At 66.5% G+C, this 23,388-nt stretch carries 20 protein-coding genes; 11 read left to right on the top strand and 9 right to left on the bottom strand.

The annotated features are described in order from the left end of the window. Positions 1-47: 47 nt before the first annotated feature. From ACM26W_RS10830 to ACM26W_RS10845, 4 genes are all read right to left on the bottom strand, one after another. Positions 48-677, bottom strand: a complete 630-nt coding sequence (locus ACM26W_RS10830) for a helix-turn-helix transcriptional regulator (protein WP_416137010.1) — start codon at positions 675-677, stop codon at positions 48-50. Next, the gene (locus tag ACM26W_RS10835; protein ID WP_416137011.1) at positions 674-2,116 is read right to left on the bottom strand and encodes an HlyD family type I secretion periplasmic adaptor subunit; all 1,443 of its coding nucleotides are present in this window, start codon (positions 2,114-2,116) and stop codon (positions 674-676) included. Before ACM26W_RS10835 ends, ACM26W_RS10830 begins: the two co-directional genes overlap by 4 nt. Beyond that, entirely contained in the window at positions 2,116-4,290 is a 2,175-nt protein-coding gene (locus tag ACM26W_RS10840; RefSeq protein ID WP_416137012.1) for a type I secretion system permease/ATPase, read from the bottom strand. Before ACM26W_RS10840 ends, ACM26W_RS10835 begins: the two co-directional genes overlap by 1 nt. An 87-nt stretch (positions 4,291-4,377) precedes the next feature. Then, positions 4,378-6,408 carry a TolC family outer membrane protein gene (locus tag ACM26W_RS10845; RefSeq protein ID WP_416137013.1) on the bottom strand — a complete coding sequence of 677 codons (2,031 nt, stop codon included), beginning with the start codon at positions 6,406-6,408 and terminating at the stop codon, positions 4,378-4,380. 471 nt (positions 6,409-6,879) lie between these two features. Between ACM26W_RS10845 and ACM26W_RS10850 the strand changes: the two genes are divergently transcribed. Then, entirely contained in the window at positions 6,880-7,161 is a 282-nt protein-coding gene (locus ACM26W_RS10850; protein ID WP_416137014.1) for a hypothetical protein, read from the top strand. A gap of 186 nt (positions 7,162-7,347) precedes the next feature. Further along, positions 7,348-10,476: a transglycosylase domain-containing protein gene (locus tag ACM26W_RS10855; RefSeq protein ID WP_416137015.1), complete on the top strand. Its 3,129-nt coding sequence runs from the start codon at positions 7,348-7,350 to the stop codon at positions 10,474-10,476. 149 nt (positions 10,477-10,625) lie between these two features. Here ACM26W_RS10855 and ACM26W_RS10860 read toward each other — a convergent pair whose 3' ends face one another. Then, positions 10,626-10,895, bottom strand: coding sequence for a hypothetical protein (locus ACM26W_RS10860; RefSeq protein ID WP_416137016.1), 270 nt, complete (start codon positions 10,893-10,895; stop codon positions 10,626-10,628). Between the two features lie 226 nt (positions 10,896-11,121). On the opposite strand from ACM26W_RS10860, the gene metG reads away from it, so the two are divergent. The 4 genes from metG to ACM26W_RS10880 all read left to right on the top strand — a co-directional run bounded on the left by metG (position 11,122) and on the right by ACM26W_RS10880 (position 15,857). Beyond that, on the top strand, positions 11,122-13,158 hold the full coding sequence (gene metG, locus ACM26W_RS10865) for a methionine--tRNA ligase (RefSeq protein ID WP_416137017.1): 2,037 nt from the start codon (positions 11,122-11,124) through the stop codon (positions 13,156-13,158). Positions 13,159-13,165: 7 nt separating this feature from the next. Continuing rightward, a complete protein-coding gene (locus ACM26W_RS10870; RefSeq protein WP_416137018.1) occupies positions 13,166-13,963 on the top strand; it encodes an RnfABCDGE type electron transport complex subunit B in 798 nt (265 codons plus the stop codon). Between the two features lie 179 nt (positions 13,964-14,142). Beyond that, positions 14,143-14,778: an endonuclease III gene (gene nth, locus ACM26W_RS10875; RefSeq protein WP_416137019.1), complete on the top strand. Its 636-nt coding sequence runs from the start codon at positions 14,143-14,145 to the stop codon at positions 14,776-14,778. Between the two features lie 8 nt (positions 14,779-14,786). Then, entirely contained in the window at positions 14,787-15,857 is a 1,071-nt protein-coding gene (locus ACM26W_RS10880; protein WP_416137020.1) for a hypothetical protein, read from the top strand. Here the strand turns inward: ACM26W_RS10880 and ACM26W_RS10885 are convergent. The 3 genes from ACM26W_RS10885 to ACM26W_RS10895 form a co-directional block, all read right to left on the bottom strand. Beyond that, a complete protein-coding gene (locus ACM26W_RS10885; protein WP_416137021.1) occupies positions 15,854-16,861 on the bottom strand; it encodes an ArsA family ATPase in 1,008 nt (335 codons plus the stop codon). The two genes, ACM26W_RS10880 and ACM26W_RS10885, sit on opposite strands and share 4 nt — an antisense overlap. A 326-nt stretch (positions 16,862-17,187) precedes the next feature. After that, the gene (locus tag ACM26W_RS10890) at positions 17,188-17,490 is read right to left on the bottom strand and encodes a cory-CC-star protein (protein WP_416137022.1); all 303 of its coding nucleotides are present in this window, start codon (positions 17,488-17,490) and stop codon (positions 17,188-17,190) included. Between the two features lie 15 nt (positions 17,491-17,505). After that, a complete protein-coding gene (locus ACM26W_RS10895; protein WP_416137023.1) occupies positions 17,506-19,182 on the bottom strand; it encodes a carbon starvation protein A in 1,677 nt (558 codons plus the stop codon). Between the two features lie 369 nt (positions 19,183-19,551). Here ACM26W_RS10895 and coaE point away from each other — a divergent pair, with 369 nt between their 5' ends. From coaE to ACM26W_RS10920, 5 genes are read left to right on the top strand one after another with little or no spacing between them, the layout of a single operon-like run. Next, positions 19,552-20,181 (top strand): dephospho-CoA kinase, encoded by a 630-nt coding sequence (gene coaE / locus ACM26W_RS10900; protein ID WP_416140864.1) that lies wholly within the window; start codon positions 19,552-19,554, stop codon positions 20,179-20,181. Positions 20,182-20,235: 54 nt separating this feature from the next. Further along, complete coding sequence (locus tag ACM26W_RS10905; protein WP_110070304.1) at positions 20,236-20,484, top strand: type II toxin-antitoxin system Phd/YefM family antitoxin; 249 nt, start codon at positions 20,236-20,238, stop codon at positions 20,482-20,484. Continuing rightward, a complete protein-coding gene (locus ACM26W_RS10910) occupies positions 20,474-20,758 on the top strand; it encodes a type II toxin-antitoxin system RelE family toxin (protein ID WP_416137024.1) in 285 nt (94 codons plus the stop codon). The genes ACM26W_RS10905 and ACM26W_RS10910 overlap by 11 nt, the downstream gene beginning before the upstream one ends. A gap of 14 nt (positions 20,759-20,772) precedes the next feature. Beyond that, positions 20,773-21,003, top strand: coding sequence for a DNA gyrase inhibitor YacG (yacG, locus tag ACM26W_RS10915; RefSeq protein ID WP_416137025.1), 231 nt, complete (start codon positions 20,773-20,775; stop codon positions 21,001-21,003). Positions 21,004-21,010: 7 nt separating this feature from the next. Further along, positions 21,011-21,898 carry a DNA replication terminus site-binding protein gene (locus ACM26W_RS10920; protein WP_416137026.1) on the top strand — a complete coding sequence of 296 codons (888 nt, stop codon included), beginning with the start codon at positions 21,011-21,013 and terminating at the stop codon, positions 21,896-21,898. Between the two features lie 394 nt (positions 21,899-22,292). On the opposite strand, the gene ACM26W_RS10925 is transcribed toward ACM26W_RS10920, so the two are convergent. Then, positions 22,293-23,306 (bottom strand): GSU2403 family nucleotidyltransferase fold protein, encoded by a 1,014-nt coding sequence (locus ACM26W_RS10925; RefSeq protein WP_416137027.1) that lies wholly within the window; start codon positions 23,304-23,306, stop codon positions 22,293-22,295. Positions 23,307-23,388 lie beyond the last annotated feature (82 nt).

Here is a 23,388-nt window from a genome sequence, read left to right on the forward strand (position 1 = left end):
ATCGGCTTGATCTGAATCAAGGAGTCGAGCTCGTCTGACTGGACGCTTTACTCCTGCCCGGCGTCCACCAGCGACGTGGTAAGCCGCGACAGTCGCAGCACCAGCTGCATGCGATCGCGGACGCCGATCTTGGCGAACACCGCCCCGAGGTGCGCCTTGACGGTGCGCTCGGTGATCCCGAGCGAGCGCGCCACCTCCTTGTTGCTCTGCCCCTCCAGCACGGCACGAGTCACCGTACGCTCACGCTCGGTCAGCGACTGAAACTCCTCCGACTGGGCCTGGTCCAGGCCGCCCAGCGCGCGAAAGGTCCCGCCCACCACGCGGGCCATCAGGTCGGGGGGGACCCAGATCCCCTGGTTCAGGATCACCAGCTGTGCCTGGCGCAGCAGTTCAGGCGACGAGAGCGCATGCACATAGCCTCGTGCACCGCTCTCCAGGGCCTGGAAGGCCTCGGTGGCACTGGGTGAATAGCTCATCACGCCGACCGCAGCACCGCGCCGTTGCAGTTCGGCCACCAGGGGTGGCCAACCCTGGGTATCGACCGTCACCCATACGCAATCGCCGCGCACCATCCTGGCATTGATCTCCCTCGGCGAGATCAACCGGGCGTCGCTGAACGCCTCGCGCCAGCGGGGAATCTCGTCACGTCCCTGACTGATGAAGTAGGTCGCCATCATCGCTCTCCCATTGAGTCACTCCACGCCCGCAGCACGGGCTTGAGCATGAACTGCATGACGGTGCGCTTGCCGGTCATGATGTCGACCTGAGCGGTCATGCCCGGAATCACGGCGAGCTGCTGGTTGACCTCCTCACCGTCCTTGGCACGCACGCGCACCAGGTAGAAGGTGTTGTCGTTATCATCGGTGATGGTGTCGGCACTGATGTGGTCGAGCTCGGCCTGAAGCCCACCATAGATGGCGAAGTCGTAGGCGGTGAGCTTGATGGTCGCGGGCTGGCCGGGCCTGAGGAAGGCGATATCCTGCGGGGCGATACGCGCCTCGACCAGCAGCTGATCGTCGCTGGGCACGATCTCGACCACTTCCTGGCCCTGCTGGGCCACCCCACCGATGGTGTTGATGTTGAGCCGCTGCACCACACCATCCACCGGCGAGCGCACCTCGGCCAGGCGCACGCGGTCCTGCAGGCCGGCACTGGATTCGTCCAGGGCGGAAAGATCTCCCATGACCTGGGCAAGGTCGTTGCGCCAGTCACTGCGCCGCTCGATACCGAGCTCGCTCAGCTGGTTGCGCGCCTCTTCCACGGCGGACTCCAGCCGGGAGACCGACGCCGCGGCCTGGTCGCGTTCACCGGTGGCCCGCGACACCTCCCGTTGCAGCCTCAGGATGTCTACCTCCGACACGGCCCCCGACTGCAGCAACGGCCGGGTCAGGTTGAGCTCCTGGCTAGTCATGTTGGCCTCACGCTGGGCGGTATCCCGACGCGCGCGCGCCTCTCGCAGCTCCTCCTGTCGCTGGCGGATGCGATCCTGCAGGATGTTTTCCTGTTCGCGCAGCTCCGCACGGCGGCTCTCGTAGACTTCGCGCTCCTGGGCCACGATATCCGGGGCCTCGGCACGCAGATTCTCCGAGGGGTCGAAGGGCGACTCGGTGATCAGGGCGCGCAGCCGCTCGCCCCGGGCCTCGAGCGACAGCGCCTGGGCGCGGTTCTCGCGGAAGCTCGAGACGAAGCGGGTCGGGTCGATGCGCATCAAGACCTGGCCGGTCTCGACCAGCTGGCCTTCGCGCACCAGGATCTCCTGCACCACCCCGCCGTCGAAGGTCTGTACACGCTGCAGCTGGCTGGAGGGAATCACTCGGCCGCTGCCGCGCGTCACCTCGTCGATGGCGGCGAAATAGGACCACACCAGCAGTGCCACCACGGTGAGCAGCACCCCATAGAGGAAGGCCCGAGCGCGGATCGGATCCTGCTGCATGCGCGCCCAGTCGGCGTCGCTGGCCCAGTCCCGGTTGAGGTGCGCCGCGGTGACGCGCTTGGCGAACAGGCGATCCATGAAGGGGCGAAACGGCTTGCCCCCCGCCTCGGAGAAGCGCCCGATCGCCTCGAAGCCGCGTTGTTCAGCGCTGCGCATGTCATTGCTTGAGCCCTTGCCGGCCATCAGCGCGCCCTCCCGATCTGGCCCTTGCGCAGGGCCTCTACCACCTTGTCCCGCGGCCCGTCGGCCATCACCTTGCCGGCGTCGATCACGATGATGCGATCCACCAGTGAAAGCAGCGAGGTGCGGTGGGTCACCACGATCATCGTCTTGCCCCATGAAAACTGTTTGAGATCGCTCTTGAAGGCCTCCTCGCTGGCATGGTCCATGGCGCTGCTCGGCTCATCGAGCAGCAGGATCCGGGGGTCGTTGACCAGGGCGCGAGCGATCGCCACCGCCTGGCGCTGGCCGCCGGAGAGGGCCTGGCCGCGTTCGCCCACCGGCAGGTCCACCCCCTGAGGATGAGCATTGACCAGGCTCTCCAGGCCGCTGAGCTTGATGGCTCGCAGCATGGCCTCATCATCGACGCCCTCGCTTCCGCCGCCGGCGACGATGTTCTCGCGCAGGGTGCCGAAGAAGAGGCTGACATCCTGGGGCACGTAGCCGATCTGACGACGCAGCTGGATGGGATCGAACTGGCGCAGGTCGACGCCGTCGATCAACACCGCGCCGGCGGTGGGCTGGTAGAGCCCGAGGATCAGCTTGTTGAGGGTGGTCTTGCCGCAGCCCACCCGGCCCAGCAGCGCCACCTTCTCACCGGCCTCGATCTTCAGCGTCACGTCGCGCAGGGCCTCGCGCTCCTCCTCCGGGTAGCGCAGGGTCACCTTGTCGAACTGGATCTCGCCGCGGATCGCCGGACGGCTGACGAAGGCCTTGCCCTCGGGGCGCTCCACCGGGCGCGCCATCACCCCATTGAGCGACTGCAGCGCGGTGGAGGACTGGTGATACTGCGCCAGCAGCGCCGCCGCCTGGCTGACCGGCGCCATGGCCCGTGAGGAGAGCAGGTAGGCGGCGATCAGCCCACCCTGGGTCAGGTTGCCATCGATGATCAGGTAGACCCCGATGATGACCACGCATACCGCCACCGAGTGCTGGGCCCACAGCGCGACGCTGGAGACCGAGGAACTGACCAGGCGCAGCTGGGCCGCGGTGCGCGACAGAAACGCGGAGGCCTTCTCCCAGGTCCCCTGGATGCTGCTTTCGGCGCGCAGGGCCTTGACCGTCTCGAGTTGGGAGACCGACTCCACCAGAGTCGCGTTGCGTTGGGCGCTGACCCGCCAGGTGGTCTCGGAGAGCTGATGCAGCTTGCCCTGGGCCGCCAGGGCGTAGAGCAGCACCACCAGGATCCCCACCAGCACCGGGATCACCAGCGGCGGGCCGATCAGCGCGATGATGGCGGCGAACATCAGCACGAAGGGCAGGTCCACCAGCGCCACCACCGTGGCCGAGCCGGTGAAGGCACGCACCGATTCATAGGACTGCAGGGTGGCGGCAAAGGAGCCGGTGGAGGCCGGCTTCGCCTCCATGCGCAGCCCCAGCACGCGGGCCATGATCGAGGAAGAGAGCTTGACGTCGGCTCGGCTGGCCGCCAGGTCGACGAAGGCGTTGCGCATCAAGCGCAGCGCCAGGTCGAAGCAGAGCACGATGATGATGCCCGCCGCCAACACCCATAGCGTCTCGGTGGCGTGGTTGGGCACCACGCGGTCGTAGACGTTGAGCACGAACAGCGGCATCGCCACCGCAAACAGGTTGATCATCACCGACCCGGCGATGACATCGCGGTAGAGCTTTCGGTTCTCGCGGATCACACCCCAGAACCAGTGGCGGCTACGCTGCTTGTTCACCTCGGGCCCGCGGGCATCGAAATGAAAGCGCGGCCGCACGTAGATCGCCTGGCCGCCGTAGCTGGCCTGCAGGCCGTCGAGGCTCACCTCGCTGACCGCATCACCCAGCTCCGGAAAGATCACCTGGGCGCGGCGCGCCTTGATATCGAGGGCCACCAGCACACAGGCGCGGCCCGGCTCCAGCAGCAGCACCGCCGGCAACAGAGCCGGGTTGAGCTGCACCAGGCGGCTCTTGACCAGGCGTGCCGTCATGCCCGCCCGCGCCGCTGCCCGAGGGAAGACTCCGGGGGTGAGCCTGCCCTGTTCCAGCGGCAGGCCGGCGGTCAGGGTCTCTGCCGTGGTGGTCCGGTCGTGCAGGGTGGCGACGCTCTGCAGGCACTCCAGCAGCTCATCGGGTACCGCCGAGCGGGAGCCCGGTGCCTCCGGGGGATCCAGGGATTCTCTCTGGCTCACGAACACCTCATGAGTGGGAAAACCCCGCCGGCACGGTGCCGACGGGGCTGCAGCCTAAAGGAGTGGCGGGAACGCCGGCGCATCAGCCTAGCGGCCGGCCAACTGGCCCGGCGATGGCGCGACGAAGGCGTCCACTTCGGCATAGAGATTGACGACCGTGGGCGCCACCGGCTCGGCCCAGGCGCGCGAGACCGGATCGCGCCCGGCGACCAGTGCCTGGGGCTGCACAGCGACCGGCGCGATGCCCAGGTCCAGATTCTCGCCCACCCGCTCCAGGGTCACCTCGACGCGACGGTTCTGCCGGCGCCCCTCCACCGTGTCGTTGGTCGTCACCGGCTGGCGGGAGCCGTAGCCTCGGGTCTGGACCCGGCCGCGCTCCACGCCCTGGCTGGCCAGGTAGTCGGCCACGCTGTCGGCGCGTCGCTGGGAGAGTGGATCGTTGATGGCGCCATTGCCGGTGCTGTCGGCGTGGCCGGCGATGAAGACTCGCTCCAGGTTATTCATGCCACGGATCTGCTGCACCAGCTGGCCAAGCTCACCGCGGGCCTCGGCGGAGAGTTCGGCGCTGTTGATGGCGAACAGCGCATCGGCGGAGAGAGTCACGTCCGGCGCCCGCACCGGCGCCGGCGCACTGATGCCACCGGTGAAGTCCTGCAGGGTGAAGCCCATTGGCCCGTCGGCGGGACAGACCACCTCGGGGTTGAGCGCCACGCCGTCGCTGCCCATCTCGGCCAGGGTCGGCATGTCGTCACGCACCACGCCCAGGGTCGGCATCAGCTGCCCCATGGCGGCCAGGGTACGGGCGTCGGCAAGAGACACATCGTACTGGGCATTGACGAAGGCGCGGCTGGCCTCGAAGAACTCGTTCTCGCTGTCCAGCACATCGAGCAGGGTGCGCTGGCCGATGTCGAACTGCTGCTGGTAGGCGCCGCGCACCCGGTCGATGGACTGGCGGTGCTGGTTGAGGTACTGCATCTGCTCGCGCAGGCGGCGGGTGTCGTTGTAGGCGATCTGGGTGGTCTGGCGGATGTTGTGACACACCGCCTCGCGCTGGTTGATCGACTGTTCGACGCGGTCGCTGGCGGCACGGAAGGAGGCCAGGTCGCTACCGCCGCGATAGAGGTTCATGCTAGCCACCAGCTCGATGCTGTGGCGGTCACGGCGACCGAAGGGGTCAAAATTGCCGTCGCTGCTGTCGTAGGTGCCGGTACGGCCGCGCAGGTCCAGGCGCGGCTGGAAGTCGGCGCGGGTGCCGGCCTGCTCGGCACGGCTCGCCTCGATGTTCTCGATGGCGGCGTGGAACTCGGGATTGCCCTGGAAGGCCAGGTTCACCGCCTCGGCCACATTGGGTGGCAGACGGTCGTCAAGCGTCGGCGCCGGCGCCAGGCTCTCGGCGGGCAGCTGGCCGACGATGCGCTGATAGCGGGCGGTCACGTCGTGGAGGTTGGCGGCCTCGGTCATCAGATTGGATTCGGCCAGCGCCAGGCGACCGCTGATCTGCTCCAGATCGACGCCGCGCCCGGCACCGGACTGCACCCGCTCCTCGATCTGATTGAACACGCGCAGGTGATCGGCGTAGTTGTCCTGAGCCAGGCGTACCAGCTCACGGTAGCGGTTCACGTCCAGATAGGCGCGGGACGCCTCCAGGGCCACGCTCTCGCTGGCCCCGAGCAGTTCGTAATAGCGCACCAGCTTGGCGCGATCCAGGCGCTCCACCTCGTTGCGGGTAGCGAAGCCGTCCCAGATCATCTGCGACAGGGTCAGTTCGGCAAAACTGGTTTCATAACTACCGCTGGTATTGGGATCACCCTCTCGGTACTCACGCCCGATGCCGGCGGCGGCATCGATACTCGGCAGGTAGTTGCCACGGGCTACGCCCACATCGTTACCGGCGGCGCGCAGGCCATTCCAGGCCGCGTGCACCTCGGGGTTGGTGGTCAGTGCCTGGCGCACCACTTCGGTTATGTCGGTGGAACCAGGCCGGGCGAGTCCCGGGGGCAGGCTCTGGGCCACCGCAGCGGCCAACGGCAGCAGGGTCAGGACGGACCCGACAACGGCGGCTCCGGCGAGACGGCGCCGGTCGTGAAGGTAACGGGTTACTTCGGTGGCGCGTGTCATGGTGATTCCCTTTTGCATGATCCCCGGGTGCTGACCCTCGGCCGATACCCGGCAGGAAGTGATTTATTGCTCTTGGCCGCATTTCCGGCGTGGCTCCTCCTGGCCGGAATGGCGCATCCTTATCCCGCTCTCCACCCCCTGAAGCCATGGATTTACCAGTATCGTAGTCGCTCCATAAGGAGGGGATCAGCACTTTTGGCTGACAGTAGTATTATTTGTTACCCAGTGTAACCAAGCTATGCCGTTTGTCCACTCAGCGCGGTTCGGCATGGCGACGACATACTCCCCTCTTGATGTAAGCCAGGGCTTACATGCCCGTACTTTGACTTGCCTGGCCCAGATGGTCCGACTCCTCCGGAAGGCGGCCTCCCTGGTCAGCCAGCCCCTCTCCTGCCAGCCTCTCTTCCGAATCGGATAAACGTGATATTGTCTTGCCACTGCGGCACGGCAACGTTACCCAAGGAGAAGGCCATGTCCTCATCGCAAATTCAGAAGACCCGGGTCATCAACGAACTGCGCGGCTTCATCAAGAAGTTGCTGCAGGACCCGAAGATCCTCGAGCAGTCGCTCGACATCGCCCGCCGCCACCTGCCCGAAGGCGGTGGCAGCACGGTAATGGCGCGCATCGCCAACGATATTTCGGACACCACCAGCGTGCATATCCCCGAGGATCCTGCCGAACACTCCGAGGCAGACCGGCTCTTCCTGGAACTGCTCAAGGAGGTGGTAGACGAGGAGCAGGCGCTCTACTGACCTCCCCCTCCTGACCGCCCCTCTTCTGCGGCACTTCAATTAACGTTCCCCCCCGACGCCCGTCCCTGCCGGGCGTCTATCGAAACGCCATTTCCCGATAGTTACATTTCGCTACTCAAACGCCAGAATCATTCTACGCTCAGGGAATAGGTACGGACTTGTACCGGTTCAGGACGGAGGTGATGCATGGACAGCCAGCAGACCCACGAGCCGCTGCTCGATACTGGCTGGCCGCGACCGCCCGGCGCCTGGCTCTCGGCCGAACCGCCGCCCAGGCGGCGTCGCCTCGGCCTGTGGCTGCTGCTGCTCTTCGTACTGGTGGCAAGCGCTCTTGCTACCCTGCTGGTGGCCGAGGCACGCAGTTCGCGCTTCCAGTCCCAGGAGTTCTCCCGTTACGCTGCCACGCTGACCTGGAGCATCGCCCCCGGCCGCAGCGAGCGGTTGCTCGCCCCCACCCATGGCCCCTTCGACGAGCGGCTCGGCTACACCCGCCTGCCGGACTTCCAGGCCCGGCTGGTCAAACGCGACTTCCTGGTGGAGCGTCAGGCGCGCTTCTCGCCGGCGCTGATGGACTACGTCAGCCACGGCTTCTTCCCGCCCTACGGCGAGAAGACCCGCGCCGGCCTGACCCTGGAGAGCTGTACCGGCGAAACCCTCTACGCCTACCGCCACCCCGGGCACCACTTTCCCCACTTCGCGGCGGTCCCGCCGCTGGTGCTGGAGATGCTGCTGTTCATCGAGAACCGCCAGCTTCTCGACGCCAGCGCCCCCAACGCCAATCCTGCGGTGGACTGGCCGCGTTTCGCCCGGGCCGCCCTCTCCCAGGCCAGCCGCGCCCTGGATGTTTCGGACCAATCGGCCGGCGGCAGCACCCTGGCCACCCAGATCGAGAAGTACCGCCACTCCCCCGGCGGGCGCACCGACACGCCCATGGAGAAGCTGCGTCAGATGGCCTCGGCGAGCGTGCGCGGCTACCGCCACGGCCCCGAGACCCTCACCGCCCGTCAGGATATCGCTCTGGACTACCTCAACAGCGTGCCGCTGGCCGCCGCCCCCGGCCATGGCGAGGTGCACGGCCTGGCCGACGGCCTGTGGGTGTGGTTCGGCGCCGACCTCGATGAGACCAACCGTCTTTTGGTGCCGGACTTCAGTGGCCCCGACGCCCTGGAACGCCGGGGCCTGGCGGTGCGTCAGGTGCTCGCGCTGATGATCGCCCAACGCCGTCCCTCCTGGTACCTCCGGGGCGGCCGCGAGGCGCTGGAGCGCGTGACCGACAGCCACCTGCGGCTGCTCGCCAATGAAGGCGTGCTGCCCGCCGAGCTGAGCGATGCGGCCCTGGCCCAGCGCCTCGTCTTCCGTGACTTTCAGGCCGCGCCGGTGTCCCATCGGGTGCCCCGCGACAAAGGGCTGCAGGTGGCCCGCACCCGCCTGGGGGGCATGCTCGGCGTCTCGCTGCACGAGCTGGATCGCCTGGACCTGACCGCCCGTACCACCCTGCACCCCGACCTGCAGCGCGACGCCACCGATTACCTGTACCGCCTGGCCGACCCCGATTTCGCCGGCGAGATCGGCCTGCTCGGCGAGCGCCTTCTCGCGCCGGAGATGACCGCCGAGGTGCGCTACAGCTTTACCCTCTTCGAGCGCAGCGAGGAGGGCTTCCGGGTGCGGGTGCAGACCGACAACAGCGGCCAGCCCTTCGATATCAACGAGGGCAGCAAGCTGGAGCTCGGCTCCACCGCCAAGCTGCGGGTGCTGGCCACCTACCTGGAGATGATCGCCGAGCTGCACGGCCGCCACCGTGGGCTGCCGGCCGAGACGCTAAGGCAGCTCCCGGTAGACCGCCAGGATCACCTCAGCCGCTGGGTGATCGAACGCCTGATCGCCACCCCGGACCTTTCGCTCGAGGCGCTGCTGGCCCAGTCCATGCAGCGCCGCTACTCGGCCAGCCCCCACGAGGCCTTCTTCACCGGCGGCGGGCGCCACACCTTCAGCAACTTCCGCCGCGAGGACAACGGCCGCAATCCCACCCTCGAGGAGGCCATGCGCGAGTCCCTCAACCTGCCCTTCATCCGCCTGATGCGCGACTTGGTGAACACCAGCATTCACCACAACGAGAATCGCCGGCAGCTGCTGGAGGACGACGCCGACCCGCGACGCCTGGACTATCTGGCGAACTTCGCCGACCGCGAGGGCCGGGTGTTCCTGCAGCGCTTCTGGCGCAAGTATCAGGCCCTGCCCCCCGAGCAGCGCCTGGAGGCCTTCCTGGGCGGGCTGCGTCCCGGCGCCCGACGGCTGGCGGCGGTCTATCGCTATCTCTACCCGGAGGCGGACCCCATCGGCTTCACCGCCTTCATCGCCGAACGGCTGAACGGCAGCGCCGCCGGCTTCCAGCCCTCCGCGCTGTTCGAGCGCAGCGACCCCAGCGCCCTCACCCTCTCCGACCAGGGGCATATCGCCGGCGTGCACCCGCTGGAGCTGTGGCTGGTAGGCTTCCTGCAGGACCAGCCCGAGGCCAGCTACGCCGACGCCGAGGCCGCCAGCCGCGAGGGGCGCCAGGAGGTCTACGGCTGGCTGCTGCGCACTCGCCACCGCAGCGCCCGCGACACCCGCATCCGCACCATGCTCGAGGTCGAAGCCTTTCTCGATATCCACCAGCGCTGGGCGCGGCTCGGCTACCCCTTCGACCACCTGGTGCCGTCCCTGGCCACCGCGGTGGGCAGCTCGGGGGATCGCCCAGCGGCGCTGGCCGAGCTGATGGGCATCATCCTCAACAACGGGGTGCGCCTGCCGACCCTGCGCATCGATGACCTGCACCTGGCCGAGGGCAGCCCCTACGAGACCCGCTTCCTGCCCGACCACAGCCGCGCCCGCCAGGTGATGGCACCGGAAGTGGCCGCGGTGCTGCGCCAGACCCTCTCCCAGGTAGTGGAGGGCGGCACCGCTCGCCGCCTGCAGGGCAGCTTCCTGATGGAAGATGACACCCCGCTGACGCTGGGCGGCAAGACCGGCACCGGCAACAACCGCTTCCAGACCGTCACCCGTTCGGGCCAGGTGGTGCACTCCGAAGCGCGCAACCGCACCGCCACCTATGTCTTCTACCTGGGCGACGACCACTTCGGCACCCTCACCGCTTACGTGATCGGCAGCGATGCTGACCGCTTCCGCTTCACCTCGGCCCTGCCGGTGCAGGTGCTCAAGGGCATGGAGCCGATCCTGCGTCCCTACCTCACCCCTGGCGCACGCACCCAGTGTCAGCCGCCCCGCGATCACGACATGCTGATGGCCGACTCCAAGTCCAGTGGCGGCTCCTCCTGAGCCCACTGGTAGGAGATCAGCCCGCTCCTACCGAGGCAGATCCGACTGGTGTAAGCCACGCTCCGCGGGGCGAAGGGGGACGATTTCCCATACGAAAAACGCCCGGTGCGGGTAGGCACCGGGCGCTCGTTCGTTCAGGCTTCTCCCCTTCAGCTGCAGGGCACGACCTTGCGGGCGGTGTCCTTGGCCCACAGGCTCTGGCCATCCGGAGTGGTGCCGTGGTCGTTCCAGGTCTCGGTGATCTCGAGGCAGTAGGAACCCATCTCCTCGACGCGCTTGTCGGGATTGGCCGGTCGATCATCGCCAATCCGCATGAGGTCGGGGTCGACGCTGGTGTAGGTCGGCGAGATGGCAGTGCCGGCACAGCCGGCCAGCAGGGCAGTGGCCGCAATCAGGGGCAGGGCATGACGCATACGCATGAGCGTTACTCCGTGAAGTCTCGTTGGGTCGGGATGGCTCCAGGAGAGGCGTGACGGCGGTAGGATGAGACATCGGAGCGGCCGCGTTCCATGCAGAACGACTCTCGATGGCTCTATTTTAACCGAACGGCTCGAGACTCGCCAAGCGCGAACGCGGCGCGGATGCAGCCGCGCCCCAAGACCGCTACAATCGACGGCCTGATTTTCACGGGAATCCAGAGCCGACATGTCGACGACCGCCAAGCGCCAGATCCTGGTTACCAGCGCCCTGCCCTACGCCAACGGCGCCATCCACCTCGGCCACCTGCTCGAGTACATCCAGACCGACATCTGGGTGCGCTTCCAGAAGAGCCGCGGCCACGAGTGCCACTATGTCTGCGCCGACGACGCCCACGGCACCGCCATCATGCTGCGCGCCGAGCAGGAGGGCATCACCTCCGAGGCCCTGATCGATCGCGTCAGCCGGGAGCACCAGGCGGACTTCGCCACCTTCGGCGTGGCCTTCGACAACTACCACTCGACTCACTCCGACGAGAACCGCTACTTCAGCGAGTTGATCTACACCCGCCTGCGCGACAAGGGTCATATCGCCACCCGCGACATCGAGCAGATGTACGATCCGGTGAAGGGACTGTTCCTGGCCGACCGCTTCATCAAGGGCAGCTGTCCCAAGTGCGGTGCCGACGACCAGTACGGCGACAACTGCGAGGCATGCGGCGCCACCTATACGCCGGCCGAGCTGATCGACCCGGTATCGGCCATCTCCGGGGCCACCCCCGAGGTGCGCAGCTCCACCCACTACTTCTTCAAGCTGCCGGATTTCGCCGACTTCATGCATCGGTGGATCAACGACGGTCACGTCCAGCCGCAGATCCGCAACAAGCTGATGGAGTGGTTCGAGGCCGGCTTCAACGAATGGGACATCTCCCGCGACGCCCCCTACTTCGGCTTCGAGATTCCCGATGCCCCGGGCAAGTACTTCTATGTCTGGCTGGACGCGCCGATCGGCTACCTGGCCAGCTTCAAGAACCTCTGCGACAGGCAGGGCCTCGACTTTGACGCCTACTGGCACAGGGACAGCGAGGCCGAGGTCTACCACTTCATCGGCAAGGATATCGTCTACTTCCATGCCCTGTTCTGGCCGGCCATGCTGCACGGCGCCGACTTCCGCACCCCCACGGCGGTGAACTGCCACGGCTTCGTCACCGTCAATGGCGCCAAGATGTCCAAGTCACGAGGCACCTTCATCAAGGCCGCCACCTACGCGGACTTCCTGAACCCGGAGTACCTGCGCTACTACTTCGCCGCCAAGCTCACCTCCCGGGTGGATGACCTCGACCTCAACCTCGAGGACTTCAGCGCCCGAGTCAACAGCGACCTGGTCGGCAAGGTGGTCAACATCGCCAGCCGCTGCGCCGGCTTCGTCAAGAAGCTCGGCGGCGGCCGGCTCTCGGCCCACTGCGCCGAGCCGGAGATGGTGGCTCGCTTCATCAGTGCCGGCGACGAGATCGCCGAGCTGTTCGAGACCCGGGAGTTCGGCCGCGCCATGCGCAGGGTGATGGAGCTGGCCGACGAGGCCAACACCTACATCGCCGACGCCGAGCCCTGGGTACTGGCCAAGCAGGCGGGCCGCGAGCAGGAGGTGCTGGAGATCTGTTCGGCGGGCCTCAACCTGTTCCGCCAGCTGATGGTCTACCTGGCCCCCGTGGTGCCGGCCATGGCCGAGGATGCCCGCGAGTTCATGAAGCTCGACTCTCTGGCTTGGCACAGCCGCCACGAGGTGCTGCTGAATCACGAGATCGCCAAGTTCAAGCCGCTGATGACCCGCGTGGAGCGGGAGAAGATCGACGCCATGATGGCGGCGTCCAAGGAGGATCTGGTGGAAGAACAGAAGCTCAAGGAGAGCCCCAAGGGGCCCCTGGCCGAGACGCCCATCGCCGACGAGATCGGCTTCGACGACTTCATCAAGGTGGACCTGCGTATCGCGCGGATCGCCAAGGCCGAGTACGTCGAGGGCGCCGACAAGCTGCTCAAGCTGACCCTGGATCTCGGCGGCGAGAGCCGCACGGTGTTCTCGGGCATCCGAGCCGCCTACGCCCCCGAGGCACTGGAGGGCCGGCTCACCGTGATGGTGGCCAACCTGGCGCCGCGCAAGATGCGCTTCGGCGTTTCCGAGGGCATGGTGCTGGCCTCGGCCAACGACGAGGGCATCTACCTGCTCTCGCCGGACGCCGGCGCCGAGCCCGGCCAGCGGGTGACCTGAGGTCACCGTGAGTCGACACGACTTGATCGAGGCCATCGATGCCCTGCTGCCGCAGACCCAGTGCGGCAAGTGCGGCTTCGATGGCTGCCTGCCCTACGCCGAGGCCATCGCCGGAGGCGAGCCGATCAACCGCTGCCCCCCGGGCGGCGATGCCACGCTCGAGCGGCTGGCCGCGCTGACCGGCCGGCCGGTCGAGCCCCTGGCGGAGCTCGCCCAGCTGCCGCTGGCCGCGGTGATCCGCGAGGCGGAGTGCATCGGCTGCACCAAGTGCATTCAGGCCTGCCCGGTGGACGCCATCCTCGGCGCGGCCAAGCGCATGCACACGGTCATCATTGATGAGTGCACCGGCTGTGAACTATGCGTGGCACCCTGCCCCGTGGATTGCATCGACTTGTTGCCCCACCCCGCCTGGCAGGCCGCCGAGAGCGAAGCGCAGCGTGACGCCTACCTGGCGCGCCGCGCAGACCTCGGTCGCCGCCGCCACCGCGCCCGCCAGGCTCGGCTGGCCCGGCAGGCCAAGGAGAAGCGGCTTGAGCGCCAGAAGCGGCTGATGCAGCAGCATCGCCGCTCGGGTACCGAAGGGGACGCCGGTTCAAGCGCTGCTGCCGGCTCCGGCCAGCCGCGTCAGCGCCGGATGGCTCTCAAGGCCGCCGAACAGGCCGTGAAGCGCGTGCGCCAGCACCTGGAGAGCGCCCGGCGCCGCGGCGACAGCGAGGCCGAGGCCACCGCCAGGGCCCAACTCCCCCAGGCCGAGCAACTGCTCGCCGAGGCCCAGAAGGCGCTGGAGCAGACAGACACGGCCTAATAAGGCAAACAACACCGCTGGGCGCTTGCAGCGCCATTCGCCGGGCAAAGCCCAGCTCCACCAGTAGCTTTCAGCCAAGTGGCCATCATACTGCCACCGAAGCCTGTTCCTTCTGGTGGGAGACACGCTCTGCGGGGCGAATGGCGCCGAAGGCGCCCGACAAGTAACGACAAGATGCCATGAACGCCCAGAAACGCTTCGAGATCTTCGCGCGACTGCGCGAACACAACCCCGAGCCCACCACCGAGCTGAACTGGGAGACCCCCTTCGAACTGCTCGCCGCGGTGCTGCTCTCCGCCCAGGCCACCGATGTCGGGGTCAACAAGGCCACCGCGCGGCTCTTCCCGGTGGCCAATACTCCCCAGGCGATCATCGAGCTGGGCATCGACGAGCTCAAGGCGCACATCAAGACCATCGGCCTCTACAACACCAAGGCCGAAAACCTCATGAAGACCTGCCACCTGCTGGTCGACAAGCACGGCGGCGAGGTACCGCAGACCCGCGCCGCCCTGGAGGCGCTGCCCGGCGTCGGCCGCAAGACCGCCAACGTCATCCTCAACACCGCCTTCGGTGAGCCCACCATCGCCGTGGACACCCATATCTTCCGGGTCGCCAACCGCACCGGGCTCGCCAAGGGCAAGGACGTGGTCGAGGTCGAGAAGAAGCTGATCCGCCACGTGCCGAAGGCGTTTCGCCAGGACGCCCACCACTGGCTGATCCTTCACGGACGCTACACCTGCGTGGCACGCAAGCCGCGCTGCGGCAGCTGCGTGATCGAAGACCTCTGCGAATTCAAGGAGAAGACTGAGCTATAGTCAGCCCCATGCCCATCCAACTCCACGACCGCCCCATCGGCGAGCGCATCGAGGCGCTGCTGGCCCTCTCCCGCCAGCATGCCGCCAGTTTCTGCAGCCCCTCGGCCACCCTGGCCCGGGAGCGCTACCTGGCCCGGCACCCCACCCGGCTGCTGGTATTCAAGTGCATGGACGGGCGCATCCATATCCCCCACGCCACCCGGACACCGCTGGGCATCATCACCCCCTTTCGCAACCTGGGCGGCATCTTCGACCTGGGCTGGCCCTACCTGGGCGAACTGGTCACCGAGGCGGTGGCCGAGGGCATCCGCGCCGGCCACGGGGCGCTGTTGATGATCACCTACCACTTCTCCCGGGGTGAGCGCATGCGGGGCTGCGCCGGCTTCGGCTGTGACGCCGGCGCCGCCCTGGCCCACGCCCGCCAGATCCGCGCCCAGGCCGAGCAGCTCTTCGGGCGTGACCACCAGCACGTCTACCCGCTGGTGTGCGGCTTCGAGACCGACGGTGATGCCCTGATCCTGCACGGCGAGGGGGATGAGACCCTGGATATCGGTGCGATCGATGCGGCCGACGTCGACGGCCTGGGCCACCGTGTCGCCGCCCTCTGCCCGGACATGCCGGCCGATATCCGCCGCGACCTGTTGCCGCTGTTGGAAGGCAACCTGATCCATGCGGCGAGCCTGCGCGGCGTGGCCCGGGAACTCGACATCGAGCACCGCGAATGGGTGGTCTGCGTGGGCCGAGGCTTCGACTTCCTGCACCTGCCCAACACCGCCCTGATCGTCGGCCCCTATGGCCCGGACCTGGCCGAGCCCATCGGCACCGCCGCGGATATCATCGACGCCAACATGGCCGCCGGGCGCATTGCCGATGACGGCTTCATGCTGCTCGCCTCCACCCCCTATCAAGCGGTGGGCGTCGACCGCGCCCGGGCCGAGCTCAAGTCGCGCTTCCTGGCCGACTTCGCCAGCCGGGTGATCCAGGAGCGCCACCCCTGGCTCGCCGAGCGCATGCATCGCCACACCGCCGTCGTACACTGGCCCACCCGACACCTGCAGCCCCTCGACGCAGCGACCTAGAAGCCTTCGCCCTCCAGACGGTCGGCCAGCTGCTCCAGGATTTCGATGCCCTGCACGTCGGTGGGCAGCCAGGGCAGCCGCGGGCGCGGCAGGTGGCCGAGCACCTCGTCGATACGGGTCAGATAGGTCGCCTCCTGCTCGCGGCGGGCGCGCAGGAACTCCCCGTCGGCATCCGCCGGAATCACCCGGTTGACCAGAGTGCCGGCCACCGGCACGTGGGCCTCCTCCAGGGTGGCCACGGCGCGGGCGGTCTCGAGGATCGGCAGCCGCTCCGGCGTCAGCACGAACAGGAAGCCGGTCTCGTCGGCATTCTCGATGCGCCGCCGCGCCCGGTGGAAGAGCCGCCGGCGATCGATCAGGGTCTTCGCCACATCACGGGTCTTCTCGTCCAGGTCGGACAGGGGATCTTCCTGGGGATCATCGAAGGGCGTGGCCACGTCGCGGCCGCGCTTGGGCGTCAGATGCGAGAGTACCTTGCCCAGCTCCTCCGACTTGCGGTTGTGGGCCAGCAGGCCATCGGTCCAGGCCGCCATCGCCTCGGGCAAGGTCAGCAGGCGCAGGGTATGGCCGGTGGGCGCGGTGTCGAAGATGATCAGGTCCCAGTCGGATTCGTCATCGGTGATCAGCCGCGACAGCCGCTCCAGCAGCGCCGCCTCCTGGGTGCCCGGCGATTGGCGGGTCAGGCGCATCTGGCGCTCGAGCTCCTTCATCATCTCGGGCGCGGCATAGCGGCGCATTTGCTCGGTGACCCGCGCCAGGTGGGCCTCCACCTCGGCATCCGGGTCGATCTCCATGGCGTCCAGGTTGGGCAGCAGCCGACACGGCACGTCGCCCAGCTCACGGTCGAAGACATCGCCGAGGCTGTGGGCCGGGTCGGTGGAAACCACCAGCACCCGCCGGCCCCGCCGGGCCGCCAGTACCGCCAGGGCCGCGGCGACGGTGGTCTTGCCGACCCCGCCCTTGCCGCCCACCCACAGCAGGCGTTTGTTCAGTAATTCCTTCATACGAGACTCCACTTGCCATGCTTGGGGCGACTGGTGGGAGCTGGGCTATCCCGCGGTTCGACGTTTCGACGAATGGCCTCAGCCAGCGGCCCTGAAAGTTACTGGTGGGAGATCGGCTCTGCCGAGCGAATGGCGCCGCAGGCGCCCGGCGGTGTTGCTTGGGTAAGCTAATACCGCCCAGGAGCCCTTCGGTCTCCATTCGCCGGGCAAAGCCCAGCTCCCACAATGAGTGATCAGCCTCAGCTGAGATTCACGTCTCCATTCACCGAGACGTCGGACCGCCCACAAAGCGTGGCTCCCACCAGAAAGAACCAGCCTCAGTCACCTTAACAGCACTTGAAATGATCCAGCGGCGAGCGCTCCATGCCCATCCGCCGGTGCCAGTCGTGGAAGCGCTCCAGCAGCAGCGGCTGCAGCTCCAGGGTGTAGTAGGCCGCCGGGTTGGGCACCCCCATCATCTCGGAGAACACCAACAGCATGAAGAGGTCGTCCTCGTCTCGACGGGCGCGGGCGATGGCGCCCCGGTAGCGGGAGGAGTAGACCTCCTCCGCGAAGAAACGGGCCTGGCTAAGCCAGGCCCGAATCCGTTCGAGACGAGGATCATGACCGGTGTCATGATCGTCGTTCATGGGTCACTCCTTGTCTCAACTCTGCTCGGCGGCCATCTCCGCGCGGGAGCGCTTGAGCGCCGAGGCGCACTCCATGGCCACCATGATCGCGGCAACCAGCACCACGATGTCGAGCACCAGCAGGAACATGTTGCCCTGCTCATAGAAGGTGCGCAGCTGGATCAGCAGGGCACCGATGGTCATCACCAGCAGGAAGCACAGCGGCGCCAGGGTGTACCACATCGGACGACGCAGGCGCACCAGCATCACGGTGATCACCAGCAGGGTCAGGCCCGCCAGCAGCTGGTTGGTGGTGCCGAACAGCGGCCAGATGATCAGGCCACCGGAACCGTCGGCACCGCCGGCACCGAAGGCCAGCAGCAGGCAGCTGCCCACCGCCAGCAGGGTGGCGATGGCCGGCTTCTTCATCCACTGCTGATTATAGATCTCGCCCCACTCCTGGAAGATATAGCGCTGCAGGCGCAGGCCGGTATCCATGGTGGTGCCGGCGAACAGCGCCGCCATGACAGTGAGCAGGGTCGCCGCGGTGGCTTCCGGCAGGCCGATGCCGTTATGGATGATGAAGGCACCGCCCTCGACGAAGGCGTTCACGCCACCCTGACCGAAGGCGCTGTACATCGCCTCCCAGTCGGCAAAGGTGGCAAAGCCGGCAGTGGCGGCCAGGATCGCGGCCAGCGCCAGCATGCCCTCGCCCACGGCCCCGAAGTAACCGACGAAGCGGGCGTCGGTCTCCTTGTTGAGCTGCTTGGAGGTGGTGCCGGAGGAAACGAGACCGTGGAAGCCGGAGATGGCGCCACAGGCGATGGTCACGAACAGCAGCGGCAGCAGCGACGGCGTGCCGGGCGGCACATTGGTATTGAACGCCGGGGCCACCAGGGTCGGGTTCATCAGCACGATGGCGCCGTAGAGAATGATCAGGCCGATGAACAGCTGCAGGCCGTTGATGTAGTCGCGGGGCTGGAGCAGCACCCACACCGGCAGCAGGGAAGCGATGGCGGCATAGCCGAACAGGATCAGGATCCAGAGGGCATTGCCCGACAGGCCGGCGACCTCGGCGGGCATCTGGATCGGCACCGAGGGCCCGATGCCGATCAGGGCGTAGAGGCAAACCACGCCGATGATGGAGACCATCGGCAGGCTGAGCATGCGGCGATAGATCAGCTGGCCGATGACCAGCGCCACCAGGATGGCGCCCCACACCGGTACCACGGCGCTGGAGAAGTTCATCATCAGGCCGGCGATCACCACGGCGAACACCGCGTTGACCATCAGCAGCACCAGGAAGATGACGATCATGAAGATGCTGCGGGCGCGCTTGCCGACCACGTCGCCGGTCAGGGCGCCGACGGACTTGGCCTTGTTGCGCACACTCGCCCAGATGGCGCCGGAGTCATGAATCCCGGCGAAGAAGATGGTGCCGAACACCACCCACAGGAAGGCCGGCAACCAGCCCCAGATCACGGCGATGGCCGGCCCCACGATGGGCGCGGCCCCGGCCACCGAGGTGAAGTGGTGACCCCACAGCACGAAGCGGTTGGTGGGCACGAAGTCGACGCCGTCCTCGAATTCATGGGCGGGCGTCTTGAAGTCGGGATCCAGTCGGTAGATCTTCTCGGCGATGAACTTCGAGTACACAAAGTACCCGGCTGCCATCGCGGCAAGACCCAGGACCAGAAGGACAATGGCACTCATGCGGCTCTCCTAGCTGGACGTGATGGAATGTGAGGGAACATCTGATACCTCTTAGGCTCTGTCTGAAAAGTCGACGAGCGATGGTCAGACAAGGCAAAAATCGGCGAAAAAACGGAGTTTACGGGTTGTAAATGAGTACTTTGAGCCGATTTTAACGCCGTATGGCCGAGCGCAGGCACTTTCGGGCAAAGCCTAGGGCATCTGGCGGTCCAATGGTCTTACCTTGCCCCCGGCAAGTCCATGACCGAGCACGAATTAACCCTCAACTTACGCCTAAAGTCGTAGGGTCCACTCGAACTTCACGGCCAAACTCCATAGACTGTATGGATTGACTGTATGAACTCACAGCATCGGCAGAAGGCAAGAGCGATGATCATAGGCGTGACCGGCGGCATCGCCTCGGGCAAGTCCACGGTGGCCAGGGCCTTCGCGGCGCTCGGCGCGCCCTGGGTGGACGCCGACGACGTGGCCCGGGAGGTGGTCGAGCCCGGCGAGCCGGCACTCGAGGAGATCGCCGATCGCTATTCCCGGGCCAAGGAAAGCCCCGTGCTCAACGACGACGGCACTCTGAACCGCCGCGCCCTGCGTGAGATCGTCTTCGCCGACCCCGCCGAGCGCCGCTGGCTGGAGTCCGTCACCCACCCGCGCATCCGGACGCGGCTGTTGGAGCACCTGGCGCGGCTCGAAGCCGAAGGCGCCCCCTACGTGCTGCTGGTCTCGCCGCTGCTGTTCGAATCCGGCCAGAGCAAGATGACCGACCGGACGCTCGTGATCGACGTGCCCGAGGCACTGCAGATCGAGCGCACCGCCGCCCGCGACGATGTCGACGAGGCCCAGGCCCGCGCCATCGTCGCCGCCCAGATGCCCCGCGCCGAACGCCTGGCCCGCGCCGACGATGTGCTGGACAATGGCGGGAGCGAAGAGGCGATGCGCCGCCGGGTCAGCGAGCTGGATCGCCGGTATCGACAGCTGACGAGCCATCGCCCGGAGACCTGTTAAAAGATTTTTAACAGGTCTATAGTGTCGGCAGCTGAAGCCTAAGGAGTGATTCACATGCCCCATACTATCCTGGCCAACACCACTGCCAGCATCTCCGAACTCAAGAAGAATCCGATGGCTACCGTCGCTGCAGGTGAAGGCTTCCCGGTAGCCGTGCTCAACCGGAATGAACCCGCCTTCTACTGCATCCCGGCCGCTGCCTATGAAGAGCTGCTTGAGAAACTCGAGGATGCTGAACTTAACCGGATAGCCGATGAGCGCAGCCAGCAACCTGAAATTGCGGTGAGTCTGGATGACCTATGAGTTACGTTTCCGCAAGGAGGCGCTGAAAGAGTGGCGAAAACTGGACGGAAGTGTTCGCGCTCAGTTCAAGAAGAAATTGACAGCCATACTGGCTTCACCCGCGATTCCGGCGGCCCGCCTGCATGGCAGCCGCGACAGATACAAGATCAAGCTTCGCAGTGCTGGTTACCGCCTCGTCTACGAGGTAAGAAACAATGAACTGGTTGTCGTCGTGATTGCCATCGGCAAACGAGAGCGAAATGACGTCTACCTGAAAGCCGATAAACGACACTGACCCACAGGAGCCCCATGAGCAAGACCCAACGCCCCCTGGAAGTTGCCTGCCCCCAATGCCGCAAGAAAGTCGTGTGGAGCGAGAAGAACGCCTACCGCCCCTTCTGCAGCGAGCGCTGCCGCCTGCTGGACCTCGGCGCCTGGGCGGATGGCACCCACCGCATCGCCGGCGAGCCCGCCATGGACGAGACCGAGATCGACGAGATGATCCTGCGCGCCGAGCGCGACTTCCGCGATCAGGAGTGAGCCTGCATTGAGCCACCCGCCCCGCCCCGAATACCGCCTGCTGGCCGAACTGGAGGCCGCCTTTGACGCCCTGCTCGAGGCCGGCGAGGCGGTGGCGGCCGCCTACCACCACAGGCCCACTGCCTGCTGGATCTTCGGCGAGCCGGAGCCGGTGAGCGTAGAGCGCGCCGAGGCCTGGCTGCGCCACGCCCTGCTGGACGTCTGGTATCAGGATGGCCAGGACGGGCGGGCCACCCGCACCCATGTGGGGCTGGTGGCCGCCGATGAGGCCCTGATGGAAGCGGTCGCCCGGGCCAACGCCGCCAAGGCCGATTTCGCCGCCCTGCTGGCCCGCATCAAGGAAAGTGAACCCGAGTTGATTCCCGAAGCAAAGGCCGTGCTGCCCTTCCGTCATCCGGAACTGCACGACCACCTGCGCGGCCAGGGCCTGGCCCGGGTGCACCTCAAGCAGTGCTGGCGGGCAATCCCGGTGGCAGAGGCATCGCTGGCGCGGGTGCGGCTCGCCTGGTATTCCAGCGGGCGCTCCATCAAGCGCCTGACGGTGCAGGAAGCCGAGCAGAAACTGCACAAGCTCGATACCGATGCCGCCCACGTGCGCATCCAACTGCGCCGGCTGGCCGGGATCCCCAGCGGCGAGCCCCTGGCCCAGGTACAGCGCCAGGCCCCGCTGATGCGCGCCAACCTCTTCTATCGCGAACCGCTGGATGACGGCCGCACCCGCCGCGCCATGAACGTCGCCCTGCCGCTATTCGTACCCAGCGCCGACGGCCGCCTGCCCGACCACAACCTCCCGCCGCCTCAGCCACCGGAACAGCGCACCCGCGCCCGACGCAGCGATGAAAAGCTCGAGGACGAGCCCTTCCTGCCCAGCCTGCGGGTGTATCGGTACCGGTAACGCGAAACAGGTGTGCCTGACAGTTGCTGGTGGAGACTCGTCTCCGCCCGGCGAATGGCTGGGTTGCTGCCGCTGCAAGCGACTGATGGGAGCTGGGCTCCGCCCGGCGAATGGCTGGGTTGCTGCCGCTGCAAGCGACTGGTGGGAGCTGGGCTCTGCCCGGCGAATGGCTGGGTTGCTGCCGCTGCAAGCGACTGGTGGGAGCTGGGCTCTGCCCGGCGAATGGCTGGGTTGCTGCCGCTGCAAGCGACTGGTGGGAGCTGGGCTCTGCCCGGCGAATGGCGCCGTAGGCGCCCAGCGGTGTTGCCAACCTACCGAGAGACCCTTTCGCCCCGCAAAGCGTGGCTCCCACCAGAATCAACAGCCTCAGTGGCAACCAGCGACTACCTCACTCTCACACATCAAACTCATCCATTCCGGCATCTGCCTGCTGGCGCACGAGATGAGGAAAGGCTCGAAGCACTGCCCCTGGCATGGATAGGTCATGCAGTTCGCGATGGAGCAGGTTGGCCACCAACCGGGCCTGGGCTTCGTCGCGCAGGCGCTTGGCTGGCTCTCGATCTGGCCGCTGGCTGACGTACCACTTGTGCAGCACGAATGCTCGAGGGTCCACGGTTGCCAAACGTAGCGGCATTCCCCGCTCATCGAAAACGATGGCGTCAAAGTGCGGCGTTGCAATCAGCCACTTCAGCGACTCGATCGTCACGGGAGTCAGATCATCTGCCTGGAGCAGCCTCTCGAAATCATTCATTTCGAGAGGGGGGCTAGCACCCTGCGAGATGAAATCCACGCGATAGCCGGCGTCATTCACCGCACAGAAACTGAAAGTGGAATCGGTGAGACGCTGGAAGGTCCTGTCGCTGTGCCTGAGAACAGAGAGAAGGCTCTCGGGCTTGACCAGCGTGGCGATGCGCACCCCTTGACGAGCATCCATCAAGACGTCGACATCGGCCGTCGCCAGGTGCTCAGGCTCGATCAGCACCCCTGCCCTGGCCTCGTAGGCATAGAGAGCATTGGTACCGATGACCCGAAAGGGAATCCGTTGGCGCTGCAGCGCACGAACGACTCTTGCCGCGGTGACCGGGAAGCGATGGAGACCATTGGCTCGGACATAAGCGGCGTGGGTCTGCAGCTGCGTCTTAAGCGCGGCTTCCCGAGCCTTGTAAGCCGCCTTTTTCTCATCGAATGCCACTTTGATGGCTGCGGTTTCGCTGGAGCGCGGGCCCAGGGAGTGATTCTTGCCGTGAGAATACCCTCGGTAGAGATAGTCCCGGCCGGCGATGTGCTTCCAATGCATCGAGCCCTCTACCTGCCGAGACTGAGCCCTGTGGGCTTCCAACGCCTCGAACAGCTGGCTTGCATTCGTAGCCACCCGGGCCTGCTCCAGTTGGAGCGGCATGTACCCCATGGCATGCCCTCATGCAGTGGTCATGCATGCCATTTTAACTAAACCCACTCACAAATAAAAATGTATTTAGTTAAAGAACCCC

This window comes from Halomonas sp. HK25 (assembly GCF_047795635.1).
Lineage (GTDB): Bacteria > Pseudomonadota > Gammaproteobacteria > Pseudomonadales > Halomonadaceae > Halomonas.